At 61.2% G+C, this 16,722-nt stretch carries 16 protein-coding genes and 1 pseudogene; 10 read left to right on the top strand and 7 right to left on the bottom strand.

The features are described from left to right. Positions 1-37: 37 nt before the first annotated feature. The 7 genes and pseudogenes from BO1_RS52485 to BO1_RS24125 all read left to right on the top strand — a co-directional run bounded on the left by BO1_RS52485 (position 38) and on the right by BO1_RS24125 (position 6,810). Positions 38-1,223: pseudogene (locus BO1_RS52485) on the top strand (lipid-transfer protein). Between the two features lie 45 nt (positions 1,224-1,268). Further along, positions 1,269-2,471: an acyl-CoA dehydrogenase family protein gene (locus BO1_RS24100; RefSeq protein WP_028219747.1), complete on the top strand. Its 1,203-nt coding sequence runs from the start codon at positions 1,269-1,271 to the stop codon at positions 2,469-2,471. A gap of 14 nt (positions 2,472-2,485) precedes the next feature. After that, a complete protein-coding gene (locus tag BO1_RS24105) occupies positions 2,486-3,634 on the top strand; it encodes an acyl-CoA dehydrogenase family protein (RefSeq protein WP_028219748.1) in 1,149 nt (382 codons plus the stop codon). A 17-nt stretch (positions 3,635-3,651) separates the two neighbouring features. Next, the gene (locus BO1_RS24110; protein ID WP_028219749.1) at positions 3,652-4,107 is read left to right on the top strand and encodes a MaoC family dehydratase; all 456 of its coding nucleotides are present in this window, start codon (positions 3,652-3,654) and stop codon (positions 4,105-4,107) included. A gap of 33 nt (positions 4,108-4,140) precedes the next feature. Then, complete coding sequence (locus BO1_RS24115; protein WP_028219750.1) at positions 4,141-5,052, top strand: SDR family NAD(P)-dependent oxidoreductase; 912 nt, start codon at positions 4,141-4,143, stop codon at positions 5,050-5,052. 51 nt (positions 5,053-5,103) lie between these two features. Next, a complete protein-coding gene (locus tag BO1_RS24120; RefSeq protein ID WP_028219751.1) occupies positions 5,104-5,853 on the top strand; it encodes an electron transfer flavoprotein subunit beta/FixA family protein in 750 nt (249 codons plus the stop codon). Between the two features lie 15 nt (positions 5,854-5,868). Continuing rightward, a complete protein-coding gene (locus BO1_RS24125; RefSeq protein ID WP_028219752.1) occupies positions 5,869-6,810 on the top strand; it encodes an electron transfer flavoprotein subunit alpha/FixB family protein in 942 nt (313 codons plus the stop codon). 454 nt (positions 6,811-7,264) lie between these two features. Here the strand turns inward: BO1_RS24125 and BO1_RS24130 are convergent, their stop codons facing one another. Then, on the bottom strand, positions 7,265-8,578 hold the full coding sequence (locus BO1_RS24130; RefSeq protein ID WP_245643890.1) for a DUF1254 domain-containing protein: 1,314 nt from the start codon (positions 8,576-8,578) through the stop codon (positions 7,265-7,267). Between the two features lie 423 nt (positions 8,579-9,001). Continuing rightward, positions 9,002-9,184 carry a hypothetical protein gene (locus tag BO1_RS61885; protein WP_322788542.1) on the bottom strand — a complete coding sequence of 61 codons (183 nt, stop codon included), beginning with the start codon at positions 9,182-9,184 and terminating at the stop codon, positions 9,002-9,004. Here BO1_RS61885 and BO1_RS24135 point away from each other — a divergent pair. Beyond that, positions 9,167-10,009: a DUF1214 domain-containing protein gene (locus BO1_RS24135; RefSeq protein WP_322788543.1), complete on the top strand. Its 843-nt coding sequence runs from the start codon at positions 9,167-9,169 to the stop codon at positions 10,007-10,009. The genes BO1_RS61885 and BO1_RS24135 overlap by 18 nt on opposite strands. Positions 10,010-10,427: 418 nt before the next feature. Here the strand turns inward: BO1_RS24135 and BO1_RS61300 are convergent, their stop codons facing one another. The 5 genes from BO1_RS61300 to BO1_RS52505 form a co-directional block, all read right to left on the bottom strand. Continuing rightward, positions 10,428-10,631: a hypothetical protein gene (locus tag BO1_RS61300; RefSeq protein ID WP_245643891.1), complete on the bottom strand. Its 204-nt coding sequence runs from the start codon at positions 10,629-10,631 to the stop codon at positions 10,428-10,430. Between the two features lie 901 nt (positions 10,632-11,532). Further along, positions 11,533-12,210 carry a hypothetical protein gene (locus tag BO1_RS24145; RefSeq protein ID WP_156992377.1) on the bottom strand — a complete coding sequence of 226 codons (678 nt, stop codon included), beginning with the start codon at positions 12,208-12,210 and terminating at the stop codon, positions 11,533-11,535. Between the two features lie 60 nt (positions 12,211-12,270). After that, positions 12,271-13,041, bottom strand: a complete 771-nt coding sequence (locus BO1_RS52495; protein WP_043286212.1) for an NAD(P)H-dependent oxidoreductase — start codon at positions 13,039-13,041, stop codon at positions 12,271-12,273. A 139-nt stretch (positions 13,042-13,180) separates the two neighbouring features. Further along, positions 13,181-13,567 carry a c-type cytochrome gene (locus BO1_RS56935; RefSeq protein WP_063744705.1) on the bottom strand — a complete coding sequence of 129 codons (387 nt, stop codon included), beginning with the start codon at positions 13,565-13,567 and terminating at the stop codon, positions 13,181-13,183. 3 nt (positions 13,568-13,570) lie between these two features. Further along, on the bottom strand, positions 13,571-15,052 hold the full coding sequence (locus tag BO1_RS52505; RefSeq protein ID WP_052409579.1) for a flavin monoamine oxidase family protein: 1,482 nt from the start codon (positions 15,050-15,052) through the stop codon (positions 13,571-13,573). Positions 15,053-15,469: 417 nt separating this feature from the next. On the opposite strand from BO1_RS52505, the gene BO1_RS56500 reads away from it, so the two are divergent. After that, entirely contained in the window at positions 15,470-16,174 is a 705-nt protein-coding gene (locus tag BO1_RS56500; protein ID WP_167338382.1) for a TetR/AcrR family transcriptional regulator, read from the top strand. A 114-nt stretch (positions 16,175-16,288) separates the two neighbouring features. Then, complete coding sequence (locus BO1_RS24170; RefSeq protein ID WP_028219756.1) at positions 16,289-16,717, top strand: DUF3293 domain-containing protein; 429 nt, start codon at positions 16,289-16,291, stop codon at positions 16,715-16,717. Positions 16,718-16,722: the final 5 nt, after the last annotated feature.

Below are 16,722 nucleotides of genomic sequence, written 5' to 3' on the forward strand. Positions count from 1 at the left end.
CGGTTCATATCAATCGATACAGCAGGAGCATACCCACATGAGTCGAGACGTCTACGTTGCCGGGATCGGCATGATCCCGTTCACCAAGCCGGGCGCAAACGAGCCCTATCCGCAGATGGGTGCGCAGGCCGCGCGACTCGCGCTGAAAGACGCGGGTCTCGGCTACGAGCAGATCCAGCAGTGCTACGCGGGCTTCGTCTACGGCGATTCCACGGCGGGTCAGCGCGCCATCTATGAGGTCGGCATGACCGGCATTCCGGTCATCAACGTCAACAACAACTGCTCCACGGGTTCGACCGCGCTGTACCTGGCGCGGCAGGCCGTGGCGGGCGGCGCGGCCGACTGCGTGCTCGCACTCGGCTTCGAGCAGATGAATCCTGGCGCACTGAGCACGTATTTCCACGACCGTGCGTCGCCGTTCGACCGCTTCGCCGTGGTGGCCGAAGAACTGCTGGGCGCGAACGATGTGCCGCCCGCGCTGCGCCTATTTCGGCGGCGCCGGGCTCGCGCATATGAAGCAGTACGGAACGAAGCTCTCGACCTTCGCGAAGATCCGGGCCAAGGCGAGCCGCCACGCCGCGAACAACCCGCTCGCCGTGTTCCGCAACGTCGTGACGGAAGACGAAGTCATGGCGTCGCCGATGGTGTGGGAGGGCGTGATGACAAAGCTGATGGCCTGCCCGCCGACCAGCGGCGCGGCCGCCGCCGTCATCTGCTCGGAAGACTTCGCGAAGCGCCACGGCTTGAACCGGCAGGTGCGCATCGCCGCGCAGGCGATGACGACCGATTTCACCTCGACGTTCGAGGCCCGCGACATGCGCGAAGTCGCCGGCGTCGGCATGACGAAAGCCGCCGCGCGCCAGGTGTACGAAGCGGCCGGCGTCTCGCCGCAGGATATCGATGTGATCGAGTTGCACGACTGCTTCGCCCATAACGAACTGCTGACCTATGAAGGGCTCGGCCTGTGCGCGGAAGGCGGCGCCGAAAAGTTCGTGCTCGACGGCGACAACACCTACGGCGGCAAGTACGTGACCAACCCGTCGGGCGGTCTGCTCTCGAAGGGCCATCCACTCGGGGCCACCGGCATAGCCCAGTGCGTCGAGCTGGTCCAGCATCTGCGCGGCACGGCACAGGCGCGCCAGGTGGAGGGCGCGCGCCTCGCGCTCCAGCACAACGTGGGCCTTGGCGGCGCCTGCGTGGTGACGCTCTACGAGCGCGTCTGATTGTTCAGGCTGCGCAAGCATCCACTCGATTCAGGAGACGGTCCGATGGACTTTCAACCCGATGCGGGTTTGACCGCATTCCGTGAGGAAGTGCGCGCATTTTTGCGCGCCCATTTGCCGGCCGACCTGGCCGGCTCGCAACATCGCGTGCGCTCGCCGCGCGCCGCACTGATCCGTTGGCAAGGTATCCTGAATGAACACGGCTGGGGCGCACCCTGTTGGGAAACGGCGCATGGCGGCACGGGCTGGACGCCGCAGCAGCGCCTCGTTTTCGACGAAGAGTGTGCTGCCGCCGGCGCGCCGACCCAGGACGTCTTCGGCCAGCGTCTGCTTGGCCCGGTGCTGAATCATTTCGCGTCGCCGGAGCAGAAGGCCGAGCATCTGCCCCACATCTTCGCCGGCACGCGGCTCTGGTGCCAGGGCTTTTCCGAGCCTGGCTCGGGATCGGATCTCGCATCGCTGCGTACGCAGGCCGTGCGCGACGGCGATCATTACGTCGTGAACGGCCAGAAGATCTGGACGAGCTATGCGCACGAGGCGGACTGGATCTTCCTGCTCGTGCGCACCGATGCATCCGTGAAGAAGCAGGCCGGTATCAGCTTCCTGCTCGTCGACATGCAAACGCCGGGCATCACGGTGCGCCCGATCATCACGATCGACGGCTGCCATCACCTGAACGAAACGTTCTTCGACAACGTGCGCGTGCCGGTCGCCAACTGCGTGGGCGGCGAGGGCGCGGGCTGGACCGTCACCAAGTTTCTCCTCAACAACGAGCATGCGGGGACGGCCGATTTGCCGGCGCTCCTGCGCTTGAAGAAGCAGTTGCGCACCGTTGGGGCCACGCTGCGCGTGGACGGCCAGCCGCTCGTGCGCCAAGCGGCCTTCGCGCTGCGGCTCGCCCGCCTCGAAGCCGAGCTGCAGGCGGTCTCCATGATGGTCCAGCGGGTGGCGGTGCTGGAACAGGACCACAGTCCCACGGCGCACGTGATGGGGTCCATGCTGAAGATTCGCGGCACGGAGCTGCAACAGAAGATGAGCGAGTTCCTCGTTGAATCGCTGGGCGACTACGGTGCGATCGCGTACACCGCGGAGCCGCACGCGGAGCAGGGCGACGCGCTGCCGGTTCCGGCCGCGGGCATAGGTCCGGGCCTCGCCAGCGAGATGTTCTTCCGCCGCGCGTCGACGATCTATGGAGGCACGAGCGAAGTCCAGCGCGGCATCATCGCCAAGCTGTTGTTTCAACTCTGAGGCGGGACGCCACCATGAATTTCAATCTGAATGCCGAGCAGCAGATGCTGCAGGACAGCGTGCGCCGCTTCGTGACGAAGGCGTGCAGCTTCGAAACACGCGCCGCGCAGGTGCAGGCCGGCCGGGACGCCTGTGCGCGCAACTGGGGGGTGTTCGCCGATAACGGCTGGCTGGCCGCGGCGCTGCCGGATGCCTATGGCGGGCTGGGCGGCTCGGTGCTCGATAACGTCCTGATCGGCCTTGAGCTGGGGCGGGGACTCGTGACCGATCCGTTCGTCGGGCTGGGCGTGCTCGCTGCCCAGACGCTGGCCGCGTGCGCGACCGACGCGCAGAAGCAAGCCCTGCTGCCACGTCTGGCCGAAGGGACCCTGCGCATCGCGCTCGCTTTCAGCGAGCCGGAGGCGCGCGGCAATCCCGCACGCGTGAAGACGCGGGCGGCACCCAATGCCGACGGCTACGCGCTGCATGGCCACAAGACGCTGGTCGTGGGCGCACCGGCGGCCGACATGCTGCTGGTGTCCGCCTTCATCGACGGCGTCGGGGCTGATCCGGGCCGTGTGGCGCTGTTCCTCGTCGAAGCCGGCAGCGCCGGACTCGCGCAGCGTGCGCTGCCGTTGCACGACGGCACCTGGGCCGCGGACGTGCAGCTCAATGGCGTGCAGGTGAGTGCCGATGCGCGCGTCGGTTACGGCGGCGATTGCCTGCCGGCGTTGCGCCATGGGCTGGCCCACGCCGTCGCCGTGCAAAGCGCCGAGCTGATTGGTGTCATGGAGGCGGCCATCGAGGCCACGTCCGAATATCTGAAGGTGCGCAAGCAATTCGGAGTCCCGATCGGCAGCTTCCAGTCGCTTCAACACCGCATGGCCGACATGGCGGCCGAAATGGAGCTGGCCCGCTCGATGCTGTTCGCGCTGCTCGCGGCCTTCGAGGCCGGCGAAGAGACGGCGCTGCAGTACGCGGTGTCCGCGTGCAAGGCCTTCGTCTGTCGCGCCGCGAGGAACGTCTGCGGGCAGGCGATCCAGCTACACGGCGGCATCGGCATGACTGAGGAATATGCCATCGGCCACTACTTCAAGCGCGCCGTTGTGGCGGAGCTCGTCCTCGGCAGCAGCGACCAGCATGAGGCGGCCTGTGCCGCCGCGCTCGAGCGCTCATTGACGTGAATACCAAGGAACCTTTGATGAAAGTTTATGAAACGCCCGATGCGTTGAAGCCGCTGAAGGGGGAGTCCATCGGCACGAGTGACTGGCTGCTGATCGACCAGCCGCGCGTGAATCTGTTCGCGGACGCGACCGACGACCATCAATGGCTTCACGTCGACGTCGAGCGCGCCAAAACGGGGCCGTTCGGCGCACCCATCGCGCACGGCTTCCTGACGCTGAGCCTGTTGCCGGGGCTGGTCGCTTCGGCCTTCGAGGTTCGCGGCACGTCGGCCGGCGTGAACTACGGCCTCGACAAGGTTCGCTTTCCCTCGCCCGTGCTCGTGGGCAGCCGCATTCGCGGGCTGTTCCGGCTGCTCGAATGGGACGAGCTCGGCAACGGTGCCGTGCAAATCAAGATCGAGATGACGATCGAGTGCGAGGGTGCACCGAAGCCGGCCTGCGTGGCCGAGCCGATTCTGCGTTTTTTCCGCTAAGAACGCGCCGCTAATGAAGAAGAGGAACGAGACATGAGCATTCGATTTGACGGGAAGGTCGCCATCGTGACGGGCGCTGGAGCGGGCCTTGGACGCCAGCACGCCCTGGCATTTGCCGCGCGCGGCGCGAAGGTGGTGGTCAACGACTTCGGCGGCGGCCGCGACGGCAGCGGTGGCTCCTCCGAGGCCGCGTTGGCGGTGGTCGGGGAAATCCGCGCCGCGGGCGGCACAGCGATCGCCAATGGTGCCAACGTGGCCGACTTCGCCCAGGTTCAGGCCATGGTCGCGCAGACCCTCGATGCCTTCGGGCGCATCGATATCCTCGTGAACAATGCCGGCATTCTGCGCGACAAGAGCTTCGCCAAGATGGACGTGGCGGATTTTCGCGCAGTGCTCGACGTGCACCTGATGGGCTCGATGCATTGCACGAAGGCGGTATGGGAGACGATGCGAGAGCAGAAGTACGGCCGCATCGTCATGACCACGTCGGCGGCGGGGCTCTACGGCAGTTTCGGCCAGGCGAACTACGGCGCGGCGAAGATGGCGCTGGTTGGCCTGATGAACGTGCTTCATCAGGAGGGGTTCAAGAGCAACATCAAGGTCAACACGATTGCGCCCATCGCGGCGACGCGCATGACCGAAGAGATCCTGCCGCCGGCAGCGTTGGCCGCCATCCAGCCGGAGCGCGTGACACCCGCGGTGCTGTTCCTGTGCAGCGAGGACGCGCCGTCGCGCGTCGTGCTTTCCGCCGGCGGCGGGTCGTTTGCCGCGGCGACTGTGGTTGAGACGGCGCCGTGCCACATTGCCGATCGCGACCTGAGCCCCGAATCGATCGCGGGCCGTTTCGCTGAAATTGCTGACTGGAGTACTGCTTCGGCATACGCCGAGGCCGGGCAGGAAGTGGGGCGTTTCATTGAAGCCGCGCTCAAGTCCACGCGAGACTGAAATCCTTGCCGTTGAAAACGGCTCTGTTTTGCTGGAAGTCGGGAGTGCATTTTGAAAGTACTGGTCGCAATCAAGAGAGTGGTCGATCCCAATGTGAAGGTCGGCGTGAAGTCGGATGGTACGGGCGTCGACATTGCCAACGTGAAGATGTCGATGAACCCGTTCGATGAAATCGCCGTTGAGGAAGCGGTGCGATTGAACGAAGCGGGCGTGGTGACGGAAGTCATCGCTGTGTCTGCTGGTGTCACGCAGGCGCAGGAAACGCTGCGCACGGCGCTGGCGATTGGCGCGGATCGCGCTGTGCTGATCGAATCTAATGAGGATCTGCAACCGCTCGCCGTGGCGAAGCTTTTGAAGGCGCTCGTCGACAAGGAACAGCCTTCATTGGTCATTCTCGGCAAGCAGGCCATCGACGACGATTCGAACCAGACCGGGCAGATGCTCGCCGCTTTGGCGGGTCTGCCCCAGGCAACCTTCGCTTCGAAGATCACGGTCGCCGACGGCCGTGCCACGGTCGCGCGTGAAGTCGATGGCGGCGCGGAAACGCTCTCGCTGGTGCTTCCCGCAGTGGTCACGACGGACCTTCGTTTGAACGAGCCGCGCTACGTTACGCTGCCGAACATCATGAAGGCCAAGAAGAAGCCGCTGGACACGGTCAAGCCCTCGGATCTGGGCGTGGATGTCACACCGCGCCTGAAGACCCTGAAGGTTGCCGAGCCGCCCAGGCGCAGCGCCGGCGTGAAGGTCGCGGACGTGAATATGCTGGTCGAGAAGCTGAAGACCGAAGCCAAGGTGCTGTAAGGGGAGCGAAGCAAAATGACGAATCTGGTTATTGCCGAACACGACAACGCAACTGTGAAGTCTGCGACGCTGAACACCGTGGCTGCCGCGCAGAAGATCGGTGGCGACGTGCACGTGCTGATTGCAGGGCACAACGCCCAGGCGGCCGCCGACGCGGCGGCGAAGATCGCCGGTGTTTCGAAAGTGCTGCTGGCCGACGCGCCGCAACTCGAAGTGGGACTCGCGGAAAATGTCGAGGCGACGGTTCTTTCGATCTCGAAGCACTACACGCACATCCTGGCGCCTGCTACGGCTGCGGGCAAGAACGTCACGCCGCGTATCGCCGCGAAGCTGGACGTCGCGCAGATCTCGGACATCACGGCAGTGGATTCGCCGGACACGTTCGAGCGTCCAATCTACGCGGGTAACGCAATCGCAACGGTGCAGTCGCAAGACCCCATCAAGGTCATCACCGTTCGCATGACCGGCTTCGACGCCGTTGCAGCCGAAGGCGGCAGCGCAACGGTGGAAAAGATCGAAGCGGCAGCCGACAGCGGCCTTTCGCAATTCCTGAGCCGTGAAGTCACGAAGCTCGACCGTCCCGAACTCACGAGCGCGAAGATCATCGTCTCGGGCGGCCGGGGTCTGGGCAGCGGCGAGAACTACACGAAAGTTCTGGAGCCGCTCGCAGACAAGCTCAACGCCGCACTGGGCGCATCGCGCGCGGCAGTGGATGCGGGCTACGTCCCTAACGATTACCAGGTCGGCCAGACCGGCAAGATCGTCGCACCGCAGCTGTACATCGCGGTGGGCATCTCGGGCGCGATTCAGCACCTTGCCGGCATGAAGGAATCGAAGGTGATCGTGGCAATCAACAAGGACGAGGAAGCGCCGATCTTCAGCGTGGCCGATTACGGCCTCGTGGGCGATCTGTTCACCGTCGTGCCGGAGCTGGCGAGCGCGACGGGCCTGCAGTGATAGCCGTAGCAGCAAGCGCGCGCATCGTGCCGGTTCTGGCATTGCTGCGCGGCGCAGAATATCGAAGGTGCAGGAGCATGCGATGAACACTCGCGACAAGTCGCTGCGCGTCGTAGTGGAAAAGTGGTTTGGGACGGATCCCGCACACCGCACCCGGGTGACGCGTAGCCGTCGCGCGAGTGCCAGGCACTGGCGCTTCGTTCGTGTCGAAAGCGAGCGGCCGTCCGGCTTGCTGGCGATCGTATTCTTTCGCCATCGGGACGGAGGGTGGTGCGTGTTCCCACCCTCGCACCTATGGCCGGCGACCGGGGCCTCCGCGTGGCTGCCCGGTTGAGCACCTGCTGGATGATGCGCCGGCCCGGCGCCATGCCGTGTGCGCGCAACGGGTTCGGCAGCACGCCGCCATGACGTCGTGGCGGGAAATCCCGGCCTCGACGGCATGGCCGCTCAAGCGTCATTGCTGCACGCGCTCCATGGCCGGAGCCTTCCATTGCCCATCGAGTGCGGGGGACGCGGGCCAGTAGAGCCTCAACGCCGTGAGGAAGGGGCCTTGCGGCGCCGGGAGCCAGTTCGATTCGAGCGCGGGCCCGGGAGACTCATGCTGGATATACAGCGTGATGCCCCCATCCGCGTCGCGCTTGATCCCGGGCAACATCGGCGAATTGATCAAATAGCGGTTCAGCTCATTGGCATAGAGCAGGCTGGCGGGCAGTTCATAGAGCGTGAGCGACCAGAACGCGTGGACGGGAGGCAGTTTTCCCGGCGGGAAGTGCAGCGTGTAGCGGTTCGAACCGTTGAGCGCCTCGCCATGCGAATCGACGAAATAGACCGGGTAGAACGCTTCCGTCTTGGTGTTGGCATAAATTCCGACGGCTGCCCCGGCCATGCGCGCCAGATAGTTTCCCTGCAGGGCGGCACGGGTTCCGAACAAACTGGCGCTCGATATCTTGCCCGTATCGAGGTCGTTTTTCTTGAATTCGGCGTACGCGCTCCAGGCGTCGGCCATGCCATCCTGCATTGCCTTTTGTATCTCAGGCGCAAGGGCATTCGCATCGAACGGCTTGCCGGCTCCGACGCCAATCTTCGCGAAACGCTCCATCAATGCCTTCTCCGAAGGATCGGTCGGGCAGAACTGGAGCACGAAATTCAACACATTGAAGAATTGCAGCGAGCTGCGCTCTTCCTGAGGCGTGAGCGGCTGGATGAACTTGACAACAGGGGCAGGTGTGGGTGCGGGCTTGCCGAGATACTGCGAAAGCGTTTCAACCTTATATCCCGCCTGTATGCGCTTCACATTGTCGATGTCACCCGGATTGAACAATTGCGTACGGTAGAAAACGAACGCGAAATCCGTGTCCGAACGAATGACCGACTTGATGCCCTTGGGAACGGTGCCCTTCCACTCGGGGCCGGCCAGCAGGAACTTGCCCGCACCGTTGCCCGTGGTGCGGCTGCCGGCATACGCAAAATTGAACGTGTACAAGTCGATGAACTGAACTGCGTAGTATCGCCCTTTGTCCACCGGGGGCACGCTCAGGACGAGCGGCTCGGTACGCAGGTCGGCACCGAGGAACGAGTAGGGCGTGTCGGAGTTGGGAGACTGAATGGTCTTGTCCTCCGGCGTATACACGCGCGCCGAGTTGGCGATCGAGTTCCATGGCGCCTTGAAGTTTGGACCATGCTCGTCAGCAAAATAAGAGTACTGAATGCGATAGTTGTCGACGAGCGGAAAACCGTAGACGGTGGCCTCTTTGGCAATGGCTCTCACCTGTTCCGCAGACAGGGTTTCTGCGGCGACTGTTGCAGGCTGGATGAATCCGGTTATCGAGGTGGCCAGAATGGCGCAAGTTGCAAGACGCCTCAGGCGGCGCAATTTCTGTATGCATGACAAGAGAGGCTGGCCAATGTCGCGTATATATCCCATACTTTCCTTCCTGAAGGGTGTGTGAAACGAAGATTGGGTAATGTGACCGCTCAGGCGATAGCAGTGGCCCCCCGGTGCGTCAGCAACGAATCAAGCATACGCATGGCTCCGATTATACTGGCGAGGCAGCAGGCATGAGCGATGAAGCGAAGACTATGCACGGCAGTGAAAACTTCATTATTCTGCAATCCAGAATGCTGCTGTGATGGATATTTATCAACTTTCATGTAGAACAACGATATGAAAAGATACACTTTTTGCCGAGCCTCAATTGCGGCGCTTATGCTGACTGCCATTTCCGCTTACGCCCAGTCCACTACGGCGGAACGCGTGCCCGTTACCGTCGAGAATTTTGCGCGCGCCGAAAGCGATGTGTCGTTCGCGAATTTCGTCAAGATGGGCGGATTCGGCAAGTTCGCTCACAATCGCGACGTGGCGCCGATCGATCATCAGCCTGTCGTCCGCCCGAACCGCGACACGCTTTACTCCGTGGGCGTATTCGATCTCGATGCGGGCCCGCTCACCATCACGCTGCCTCAAGCGGCTCACCGCTACATGGCCATGCAGGTCATTACCGAGGAAGAGTACACGCCAGAGGTCATCTACCAGCCGGGAAGCTATACGTTTACCCGCAAGCAAATCGGCAGCCGCTATGTGGTGATGGCCGTGCGTACGCTCGTCAACCCCGACGATCCGGCTGACCTGGAGAAGGCGCGCCATCTGCAGGATGCCGTTGTGGTGAAACAGGCCAGTCCCGGAAAATTCGAAATACCGGACTGGGATCCGGTGAGCCAGGCGAAGGTCCGCGACGCGCTGCGGGTGCTGGGTTCGACGCTGCCCGATTTGGGCGGCATGTTCGGTGCGAAGGGGCAGGTGGATCCGGTGCGCCATCTGATCGGAACGGCCAGCGCGTGGGGCGGCAATCCGACCAAGGACGCGATCTATCTGAATGTCACGCCGGAGAAGAACGACGGCAAGACCATTTACCACTTGCGGGCGAAGGACGTGCCGGTGGATGGATTCTGGTCGATCAGCGTGTATAACGCTCAGGGTTTCTTCCAAAAGAACGATCTCGACGCCTATACGGTGAACAACGTGACGGCGAAGCGCGCAAGCGATGGCTCGGTTGACGTCCAGTTCGGCGGTTGTGACGGCAAGATTCCGAACTGCCTGCCTATCACCGACGGATGGAACTATATGGTTCGGCTTTACCGGCCTCGAGCTGCCATCCTGGACGGAAAGTGGCATTTCCCGGTGGCGGTGGCGGCGAACTGATGCAAAGTATTGATGGCGCCGGCCGGTGATGTCGGCCGGCGCCTGATTTGCCTGATTCACTTCAGCATGCGGGTGCAGCGTTTTTCAGCGTTCGGGCCGCGCGAGGATCGTCGTGTGGCGTTGGATGGTGTGTGGGCAGCATGGTGTGGTGTGCTCAATTATTTTACATAATGCAAATTATCGAAGTTTTTGATTGTAACGGCTAAGTTGTAATGTCCGCTTTTAGCCAAGTTCAAATGTCCGCTTCGAGTTCATCGTAAGCTTGCCGCCCGCTGGAGATCCAGCTTCGGGAGCGTCGATGGCAGCAGCAACAGAACGGATAACGATGACGATGCGCGAAGTCGACCGGTTCAAGGTTATCCAGGCGCTGACCGAGGCACGACTGATACCCTGGCGTTGCGAAAGCTGACAGTGTCCATCACGTCAGAACAAGCTCAAGCCCGTTTTCGGCACACCACTGCCTCAGCGCGCTTTCGACAGCATCGGCTTCAAACGAATACCAGCGATCGAGAACGCCTTCACGCTCCAGCAAATCCTTGAAACGGGCGTAAGCCCCTTGCCGTCGGAAAAAACCTTCGACCTGTTCGTAACACGCAGGCAACTCCTGTGCGACAAAGCTCAAGGCGAGACGTCTTCCGAGATCGAGTTCGTTCTTGTGCGTATCGCAAGGTGGCGATCTGACGATGCAAGGTCGTCAGGAAGCTCCTCGTCGAACGCGTCGCTGGAATCAGACGTCCAACAAATCTTGCCCGTATCGAACGAGACATACGCGTTATGCTCCGTTGTCACCGCGTAGCTGACGAAATCGAAAGCCAAAGAAAGATCATCGTACCTGACTGCGACCATGGCTTTACTCACACAGGTTGCAACATGCCAAATTGGCATCCCGGCTCAGGGCCGGGGTTTGCCGTCCATTTTGCCGCGCCGGCAACACGACTCAAAGGTCTTCGCTCGAGTCAGCGATATCGAGCCGGAACTGCCATTCTTCCATACTCGTGCTTGCTGTAACGGTTCTTTCTGCGCTCGCCGGGAGGATGGATTCCAGTTGCCGTCTTCGGCAGTGTTCGTCGCCGTTGGCGGCGACAGGCAGCCAAACGAACCCGCAATGGGGTGCGCGGGAACCGGCGAACGGCTGCCGATATTTTGACAGAGACTGCGAGCGCCAGTTGCGTTTCGGGGGCGGGCAACGCCTGACTGGTGTCGAGCGTTTTGCGCAGCGTGACCGGGAGGGCGATACGCCATCCATGATCGACGTGTTCGATGCGGTCATTTCCGCGCGACATCCCCACACGCAAGCGGAATATCCCTGTGCGGAACCCCACTACCTCGGTATGCACCGACGCTGGCGCAGCATGAGCTATACACCTTACTGCGCCAGGCCAACATGCTCATAAGATATTCGCGCCGGCTTTCACGCAGACGCGGTATAGGGTCCGGCGTTTCATATCTGGCAGAAGTAAAAATATAGGAATACAAATAATATAGGTAAAAATAGAATTGTCGTTTTCTATTCTCGAACCTATCTACTTTCTCGATCGACGTAGCAATTGCCAGCCGAACAGAATCATCCACAACGGAAGGAGCCCCACGACCACCATTTCGATACCATTTGTGAAAGTATCGAGTTCGCGAAAGAACCCGCACACGAAGTACACCCCCGCGAGCGAGCCGGTTACTCGTATCAGTATCGAGCAACCCCATTCGTCCCGCTTCAGCAGTCGGCCGATCATCATGGACCAGAAAAAAAAGGCCGGCGCTTCGCTCCACCAGAGGCCTCGCTGCGCAACATTGACGACAGTCGCCCAGGAAGTCGAAGCGATGGCCTTTTCGTCTAAGCCTCCGGCAACGTACAACTGCGACAACGGGTCGATCGCGGCTAACTGGACCACCGCGCCACCTACTCCCATGGTGACGTAGAACGCCAGCGCCATGGCTGCCATGTGACCGAAAGCCCCGGCCTTCTCGCGAAAGGCATACCAAAGGCCTCCACCTATCGCGACGAACGGCAAATAAAATCCAAACACGTCCGTGAGCATGGCCCAGCGGAACAGGTCGCGCGTCTGGGCCGGAAGCGCCAGCATCGTTGAACCACGGAACACCATCTCCGTGTCCGACCCCGTGACCATCGTCAGCAGACCCAGGGTCGCATAAACCAGAAGGCCGCCAACGACGGCGCTTAAGGCAGTGAGGCGGATGGCCATGAGCGAGCTTCTATCAGTTTGCATGTCTATTCCGGGAAAAATGTGCGCTGGCACAACACGTCAAGGTTTGCGTCGGTTAGACCGGTCTCTTGCCGCCTGTTCCGGAGCCAGCGGGTAAAGATGCTCATCGAATTCGTCGAGCGAACGGAATGAAAGCGTCTGGCGCGTTTGCCAGTTCCTCACGTCCTGCTCGAATCGCGCCAGAAGTTCGGCCCGCTCTTTTTCGCTGATATAGGGCACGTGGTAACCGAAGAACGGCTCGAGCACTTCGAATCCCACATAGGCCAGCGTGCCTCGAAGAAGGTGTGTCAGCATGATGTCGATTTCATCGTGCACGGCGTCCTTCCCGAACATATGCGGACGGCCCCCAAGCGTCGCGGTCACCCACGCGCGCTTGCCCTTCAATCCACCTCGATCGTAAAAGCGCATGCCGCCATAAAATTGGCCGGAGAGAAACACACGGTCGATCCAGCCCTTCAGGATCGCGGGTGTCGAGAACCAGAAGATCGGAAAGTTCAGGACGACGAGATCCGCCCATAGAACGCTTTCTACCTCCTCCTCGATGTCGGGCGACAACGTTCCGCCGATGCGTCCCGCTCGCTGCTCTTTTGCGTACACCAAATACTCCGGATCCTCGCGCGTTTCAAAGTCGGCCGAGCTGGCAACGGGATTGAATCCTTTCGCGTAAAGATCCGATGTACGCACCTCGTGTCCCGAGTCGAGCAAGACTTCCTGCGCAGCGCGAAACATCGATGAAGTGAACGATTGGGGCTCCGGATGCGCATGCACCACGAGCACCCGCCCCCGCGCGATGTCTTCCACAACAGTCATAATTTTCTCCATTGGCAATTAATCAAGGATGACGAATTTAAAATATGATGAGGAGGCGCCGATCAAGCACCTCACCTCCATCTGCATTCTTATTGGCAAGAACGGAGGCGATGAATGTGCCGATATATGGAACGCAGATTCAACGCTGTTGTTGCAGGTAGCAAATCGTCGATGCGCGATCCGCGTCGTTCTTGATCCCCGTGAACGGCATAGCCGTCCCGGGCTTGGCCGCGGAAGGCGACTTGAGAAAGACGTCGAGTTCCTTTTCGTCCCATTTGCCGGTCGATTGCGCAAGTACGCTGCTATACGCAAATCCCGGAAGCTTCCCGATGGCTCGACCGAACACGCCAGCAAGATTCGGCCCAACGAGGGTTCCTTTTGTTTTATCCACCGAATGACACATGGCGCACTTCGTTTCGAAGACGTGTTCCCCAATCGTCGGGGAGCAGTTTTCCGTTGCAGCGGCGTTTGCGTGTATTGCGTGGAGTGTGAATGCCACCGCAATCATGGAAGTCTTGCGATTCATGATTTATTTCCGGTTCAGGAAAGCTTTGACGTCCTGGGCCACGCGTGTCCCGCGCTCAATGGCGCCATCAATGGTGCCGGTCCAGCCACTCGCGCTGTCCGCGCTTGCGAAGAAAACCGCGCCTTCGCGCTGACGCAACGGCTCCATATCGCGGGTTAGTTGACCGGGCCGGTAATAACACCACGTGCCCTGGGACCAGGGATCGGCGGTCCATTGATATCCGGTCGTCGCCACGACATCGGCACCGGGCAGAATCTGCCGAAGCGCCGTCTGGACCGCTTCTTCGTCGTTGATGTCCAACCGTCCCGGAGGACCGAACGATACGAGCAGCGTGCCGTCGTCGCGCTCCTGCTCAGTCCAGGTCACCGCGATTGGGTTAGGGAATGCGCCACATCCCATCCATTTGCCGATCTTTTGCTTGATGTGGATGTAGCACTTGGTCCCCTGCCCCGCGACCCCGGCTTTGGACGCAGCCAGCTTGGCCGGATTCAGTCCCGGCCTGAAATCGATGCTCTTCAGTACGTTCGCCGGAACGGTACAGATCACTGCGCCGGCCGAGTAGTGGGCGCCCGATGCGGTGGTGACGCTCACCTTCCCGCCCGCCTGCTCGACCCGCGCGACCGGTGTGGAAAGCATCACGTCCGCCCCACCGTCCGCGGCCATCGCATTCGCCAAACCTGAAGTCCCTTGCTCGATCCGGTATTTGTTCACCCTCTCGAACAGCAGTCCCAAGTCGAATTCCGAAAGCGCCCAAAGTTTCAGTTGATCGGCCAGTCCCGCAGATGCGGGATCGCGATGGCAAAGGGTGGTCAACTGAGGCGAGATCAGATCATGGACTTCCTGCTTGAAGCCCACGGCCGCCAGTCGGTCCTGCAAAGACAGGCCGTCATACTTTCGAACCTCGTCTGCGTGGAAGAGCGGGTCGTGCGGTCGTGGAAAGACCAGTCGTCCGCCGTAGCCATCGACGTCACAGAATTTCGCCATGGCATCGGCCAGCATGGGGAACACTTTTTCCGCATCGCCGCTCTTGATCTTGCCTCCAGAGAGCCAGGACACGTGCTCCAGACTCGCGCCCGGGCCGTCGACGATACCCATTCCATACCGCGTCATCTCATCCCAGACATGGGGCTGGCTCCAGTGAATCCAGGTGCCGCCCATTTCGAGGCGATGTCCCCCAAACGACGACGTAAACGTCCGGCCGCCGATGCGCGCACGTGCCTCCACTAACAGCGTTTTCATGCCGCGCAACGCGCAATCGCGCGCGGCGGTGAGGCCAGCAAATCCTCCGCCGATAACGATCACGTCATATTGCGCACCCGATGCGACGGACTTCGACTCCGGCCCCGGGAGCGACGGGCGCTCGGCGGCCAACGCGCGCCCGCCTTTCGCCAGGGCCGAGCTGGCCAAAGCGGTCGCTGCCAGCGCGGATCCTGCGCCCCGCATGAAGGTACGCCGCCCTACTTTTACCGACTGATCTTCTTTCATCTCATTCACCGTAACTATGTCATTTGACCTAGTTGGCGTTATACACATCGGCGTTTTGGGCCGCAACTAAGGTTAAACCCTCATCTCGTTGCGATGGCGTAGCGCCCGGTATCTCGGGGAGCGGTATAAACACTTGAATTTGTTGGTTAAAGACAATGTGAAGGTACTGCCTGAAGCTCAATAAATCCTTGAGCGAGCGGCTCGGAGCATCAGCTTTCCTGCCACACCTCCAGATTCGATTATCTAGGTCTTGCGACCTAAGATTGAGCTTTCTTCGGCAAAACGGGGGCGTGCAGATGACCTTTTGGGTGCCCGGAACGCAATGCAGCCGCTTGCCAGAATGAGGTCATCTGACCGACAATGCATCACTACAAGCTTGAGCATGATGCTCACTGCTCGACTTGGGAAGCTAACCTCATGGCCGCGAAACCGACGACAGACGAAAGTGGCAAGAAAAATGGCCACCAGGATGCACTGGCCGATCGACGCCTGGACGCGCCTGTGGAACCTCAAACCGGCGACACGAGTCGTTCGCTCACGGGGCGCGGCCGCAACACCGTCGCTCGCATCCTTGCCAGCGCGATCGAGATTTTCGTGGCCGAGGGCTACGGCGGGCTAAGCATGCGCAAGGTGGCCGCCAATGCGGGTCTGGCGCTATCCAATTTGCAGCATTACTTCCCCACCCGCGAAGACCTGTTTGCGGCGATCATTACCGAGACCATCGCGGAGTATTCGAGGAACTATGACAGCCTTCGCACCGACTCGTCGCTGTCCCCCGAAGCGCGACTGGAGAAGCTTGTCCGCTTGCTGATTGAAGACGGCAAACAACCTCGAACCCAAGGCCTCTTTGTGAATTTTTGGGCGCTGGCTCAAACGCAGGAATTCGCACGCAAGAGTATGGAGGAAGGGTACATGTTCCAGCGCCGCATGATTAGTGGATTCGTTGCCGACGTGAACCCTCAACTGCCACCGCTCGTGCTGGCGCGCCGGGCCGCGCTCATAACGGGGCAAATTGAAGGACTACTGGTATTGATCCCTCAGCGCAACCGATTCCCTTCGGATATCAAGGGCATCGAGGACGAGGCGGTGAAAGCGATCCTTGCAGTCGCCACCATGCCCTGAGGGATGGCCGCCGAGCGATGGGGCCTGCAGCCAATGCGCTGCGCTTGAGGGCACCTGCTGCGTATTCTTGAGAGCCTTCTCGGGCAAGGCGGGTCGCAATAGACGGAGGTTTTTGTGGTTTCAGATTCAAGCATTGCGCGCGACACGATCCAGACGTACCTCGAGACGCACTACGAGGTATTGGGCGAGATGCCGGTAACGCTGCAGATCGGTCAATTCAATCCGGCGCTTGCCACACTGCATGACGCCCGCCATGTTGACTGTAGCGCGTTCATTACCGCCTGCAATCCGTTCAGTCAGCGCCTCGACCCCCAAGCCAATGCTGCCCGGCAAGTGGCGCTCGCGCGTGAACTCGAGGTGCTCGGCCTCGCCTGCATCGAGGGCGTCGGACAACATCCGTCGAATCAGTGGCCCGGCGAAGCCAGCTTTCTCGTGTTGGGCGTGACGCTCGACGCCGCGAAGGCGTTAGGCGAAAAGCACGGGCAGAACGCGATCGTCTGGTGCGGCGCCGATGCCGTGCCGCACCTGATTCTCTTGCGCTGACCCGC

Source organism: Paraburkholderia oxyphila NBRC 105797 (genome assembly GCF_000685075.1).
Taxonomy (GTDB): Bacteria; Pseudomonadota; Gammaproteobacteria; order Burkholderiales; family Burkholderiaceae; genus Paraburkholderia; species Paraburkholderia oxyphila.

Excerpts from the sequence above, each read along its gene's own strand:
- BO1_RS24115 (WP_028219750.1), top strand. The coding sequence starts at position 4,141 with ATGAGCATTCGATTTGACGGGAAGGTCGCCATCGTGACGGGCGCTGGA.
- BO1_RS24145 (WP_156992377.1), bottom strand. The coding sequence starts at position 12,210 with ATGGCCATCCGCCTCACTGCCTTAAGCGCCGTCGTTGGCGGCCTTCTG.
- BO1_RS24125 (WP_028219752.1), top strand. The coding sequence starts at position 5,869 with ATGACGAATCTGGTTATTGCCGAACACGACAACGCAACTGTGAAGTCT.
- BO1_RS56500 (WP_167338382.1), top strand. The coding sequence starts at position 15,470 with ATGGCCGCGAAACCGACGACAGACGAAAGTGGCAAGAAAAATGGCCAC.
- BO1_RS61885 (WP_322788542.1), bottom strand. The coding sequence starts at position 9,184 with ATGATCGATCGGCGCCACGTCGCGATTGTGAGCGAACTTGCCGAATCC.
- BO1_RS24110 (WP_028219749.1), top strand. The coding sequence starts at position 3,652 with ATGAAAGTTTATGAAACGCCCGATGCGTTGAAGCCGCTGAAGGGGGAG.
- BO1_RS52505 (WP_052409579.1), bottom strand. The coding sequence starts at position 15,052 with ATGAAAGAAGATCAGTCGGTAAAAGTAGGGCGGCGTACCTTCATGCGG.
- BO1_RS24105 (WP_028219748.1), top strand. The coding sequence starts at position 2,486 with ATGAATTTCAATCTGAATGCCGAGCAGCAGATGCTGCAGGACAGCGTG.
- BO1_RS56935 (WP_063744705.1), bottom strand. The coding sequence starts at position 13,567 with ATGAATCGCAAGACTTCCATGATTGCGGTGGCATTCACACTCCACGCA.
- BO1_RS52495 (WP_043286212.1), bottom strand. The coding sequence starts at position 13,041 with ATGACTGTTGTGGAAGACATCGCGCGGGGGCGGGTGCTCGTGGTGCAT.
- BO1_RS24100 (WP_028219747.1), top strand. The coding sequence starts at position 1,269 with ATGGACTTTCAACCCGATGCGGGTTTGACCGCATTCCGTGAGGAAGTG.